The 3403-nt window shown below is 68.1% G+C and carries 4 protein-coding genes; 3 read left to right on the top strand and 1 reads right to left on the bottom strand.

What is annotated here, in order from left to right:
• A partial coding sequence (locus ABZ570_RS33685; RefSeq protein WP_358072198.1) for an acyl-CoA dehydrogenase C-terminal domain-containing protein occupies positions 1-414 on the top strand: 414 nt, incomplete at its 5' end.
• Positions 415-758: 344 nt separating this feature from the next.
• Here the strand turns inward: ABZ570_RS33685 and ABZ570_RS33680 are convergent.
• Positions 759-1382 carry a TetR/AcrR family transcriptional regulator C-terminal domain-containing protein gene (locus ABZ570_RS33680; protein ID WP_358072196.1) on the bottom strand — a complete coding sequence of 208 codons (624 nt, stop codon included), beginning with the start codon at positions 1380-1382 and terminating at the stop codon, positions 759-761.
• 199 nt (positions 1383-1581) lie between these two features.
• Here ABZ570_RS33680 and ABZ570_RS33675 point away from each other — a divergent pair, with 199 nt between their 5' ends.
• Together ABZ570_RS33675 and ABZ570_RS33670 are read left to right on the top strand one after the other, a co-directional pair.
• Complete coding sequence (locus ABZ570_RS33675) at positions 1582-2355, top strand: SDR family oxidoreductase (RefSeq protein ID WP_358072194.1); 774 nt, start codon at positions 1582-1584, stop codon at positions 2353-2355.
• Positions 2356-2798: 443 nt separating this feature from the next.
• On the top strand, positions 2799-3403 hold a 605-nt coding region (locus ABZ570_RS33670), incomplete at its 3' end, for a DUF4304 domain-containing protein (protein ID WP_358072192.1).

Raw genomic sequence — 3403 nt, 5'->3', positions numbered from 1 at the left:
TCGATCAGCAGGTCGTTCGGCCACTTCAGGCGGGCCTCCAGCTCGGCCGTCCGGGTCGCGGTCGACGACGGCGAGATCGACACCGTGGCCGGCCAGCTCGGCGCGGCGGTCGACCGGATCGCCGTGGTCACGCGGCGGCTGTGGGGGAGTGGCGACCCGGAGCTGGCGCTGGCGAACGCCTCCATCTATCTGGAGGCGGTCGGGCACGTGGTGATCGGGTGGATGTGGCTGGAGCAGTTGCTCGCGGTGGAGGCGCTGGGGAGCCCGGAGGGAGCGGAGGGGGACTTCCTGGCGGGGAAGCGGCAGGCGGCGCGGTACTTCTACCGGTACGAGCTGCCGAGGGTCGGGCCACAGTTCGAGCTGCTGGACAGCCTGGACCAGACCACGTTGGATGCCCGAGCGGCTTGGTTCTGACCTACGGTCAGGGTGCTGATCGGCAGTCCCGGAGCGCGGCCTGACTCAGTCGATGGAGTACCTACCTGCGGTCTGTGGCGATCTTCAGCGGGAGCCGCCTTCACCGGGCCGGACCGAGGCTCCGGGGACACCGTCACCAGAGCCGCAAGCCCGGGTCTGGTTAGTTGAACGCCCTTTCAACCTAGCGGTCCGAACATTCGATCAGCGGCCGAAGCGTGCATCCGGTTGTGGGCGGATCCCAGCTTCGCGCGTTGTCCGGGCCAGGGCGATCGTCGATCGCCTGCACGTCTGGGTGGCGGTGGGGGGCTGTCGCAAGGGTGTCTACGGTGATGTGAGTGGTGGTGTCACCTTGGCCGCATGGCGATGGTCGCGGCGATGCCGTTGAGGATGCATTCCAGCCCAAACTCGAAGCCGTCGTTGTCGCCGGGGCCGAACGCGCCGCTGTCGGCGGCTTCGGTGAGGGCGGGATAGTCGGCGGCATGCTCGCGTAGCGTCTCGGTCAGCGCGACGGCGAGGTGGACCCCGCCATCGGCGGCGATGCCCATTTCGGCCTGGATCTGGTTGCGGACGTGGCCGGTGAGGAGCACCACCGCGTCCACCCGTTCCGCTCCGGTCAGTCCGGTGCCGGCCAGGGGTGCGACCGCACGTTCCAGCCAGCTCAGCTCGTTGGGTCCGATGGGTCGGGCCTGGGTGGTGGCTTGGGTGACCCAGGGGTGGCGTCGGAACACGTCGTACAGGTGCCGAGTCCATTGGCGCAGCGCCGGGCGCCAACCCTGCGGGGTGTCGATGGATGGGGCGACACCCAACGCGGTATCGATCATCAGGGCGATCAACTCCGCGCGGCCGGGCACGTACCGGTACAGAGACATGGCGGTGAAGCCGAAACGGTCGGCCACCCTCTGCATCGTCACCGTGGCCAGCCCTTCGGCGTCGGCGATTTCGACGGCGGCCTCGGCGATCTGCGCCACGCTGAGCAGCGGCCGCGGTCCGCGGCTGCGGCGTGCGCTGCGTCCCCACAGCAGATCCATGGCGCTGGCTTCAGTCTTCATCGGTGCCTCTCAACAGCGGCTTGTGGCCGGTGTTGACGCCCGACCACCTGACTGTGTATAACATAAACCGTATTGCTTACGGGATAAACAGTAGAGGAGCGGGGACATGGCGGCACTCATGGGCAAGACCGCGCTGGTCACCGGGGGCTCCCGGGGCATCGGCCGGGGGATCTGCGAGCGCCTAGCGGCAGATGGAGCCTTGGTTGTGGTGCACTACGCACGCAACGACACCGCCGCCAAGGACACGGTGGCCACGATCGAGGCGGCCGGAGGCCGAGCCTTCGCCATCCAGGCGGAGCTCGGCATCGACGGCGACGCCGACACCGTGATCCACGCAGTGCAGGCGGGGTTGCGAGAGCGGACCGGGCGGACCCGCTTGGACATCCTGGTCAACAACGCGGGCATCAACGACTCCGCCGGCGGCATCGACACTGAGACCCCGCAAGCATTCGACCGGCTCTTCGCGGTCAACGTGCGCGCGCCGTTTTTCCTCATCCAAAAGGCGCTGCCCCTGATGGGCCAGGGCGGACGCATCATCAACATCGGCTCCGGGGTCACCCGCATCGCCCTACCCGGCGAGCTGGCGTACGCCATGACCAAGGCCGCGATCGAAACCCTCACCCGCAACGTGGCCAACCAGATCGGCTCGCGGGGCATCACCATCAACACTGTCGCCCCCGGCCCGACCCGCACCGACAAGACCGCGTTCATCCTCGACCGGCCGGAGGCGCAGGCCATGGTCGCGGCAGGTCAGGCGATCGAACGCGTCGGCACACCCGCCGACATCGCCAACGTCGTCGCTTTCCTCGCCAGCGATGACAGCGCCTGGCTGACCGCCAACCTCATCGACGCCACCGGCGGCAGCTACCTCGGACCAAAACGCCTTGGGTGAAGACATGCCGTGATTGGTGGTCCAGACGCCAGGTCGCGTCTGGACCACCAAGCGAGTGAGCCCATGCTCGGCGCTAGATCAGGTGCACGATCATCGGCACGAGCGGACGCTGACCGGGCGCGTGATCAGCGGCATGTGAGTGAACCTGATCATGCACGTGGGTGACGACTGGCGTGGGGGCGTCAAGTGCTGGTCCTCGGTCGGTTGATGGCCTGAGGCAGGGATCTGGGTAGCGGTTCGCGGTGGCGGAGCCCCGGCCAGGAGAACACTGCAGGCGGCATGATGCGGCCATCATCAGCACACCGAGGAGCACGACCGCAGTCCCGGCGTGACCGCCTGAGGTTGGCGCGGCGAAGTCGTGTGATCGCAAGTCATGGCGAGAGGAGATCATCAACCGGGAGCCCGATGTGCGGCCCGTCGCCGGGACGGTACCGTGCCGACTCGTGAACGCCCTGCTACGACGGTTCGTCGAGCTCATCGAAGCCGACCTGGCAGCCGCCGGTTTTGTCCGCCGCGGGCCGGTCTTCCGGTATTTCGACCCTGAGGGCAACGGCATCGCCCTCGACATCCAGCGCACCACCGCACTGATGGGACAGGTCGAGTTCTTCATCAATGTCGGGGTGCTGCTTGCCCCGCACCTCCGGTACTACTTCGGAGAGGACGATCCGCGCCGCGACGCCATGCCGCACCACAGCGTCTGGCGCCATCGCCTGGTGGCGACCGACGACACCGCACAGCTGCCCGACCACACGTTCTCGCTGTCCATGGAAGCCGACGTGGAACGTGCCGCCACCATCGTGCGGACCTGGCTGGCGGAGAACCTGCCCCGGATGAAGAGCTGGCTGGGGGACTTCGAGGCGATGCTCGCCGCCATCGCGGAAGACCGCGAACGATCCGTCCGGGCCCGCGCCGAGCAACTCGCCTCCGGGCAGTGGAAGGCCGGCCGCTGGCCGGACGGAACTTGGAACGACGGCGTCATCCGCGCCTACGCGCATGCTGAACGCGGCGATGTGGACGCGGTCACGGCCGAGACCGCGGGCTGGCACGA

The sequence above is a fragment of the Micromonospora sp. NPDC007271 genome (assembly GCF_040634005.1).
Classification (GTDB): Bacteria; Actinomycetota; Actinomycetes; order Mycobacteriales; family Micromonosporaceae; genus Micromonospora.
Note: the sequence above shows the minus strand (reverse complement) of the source record. Positions and strands in the feature narration are given on the sequence as shown.

Excerpts from the sequence above, each read along its gene's own strand:
- ABZ570_RS33675 (WP_358072194.1), top strand. The coding sequence starts at position 1,582 with ATGGGCAAGACCGCGCTGGTCACCGGGGGCTCCCGGGGCATCGGCCGG.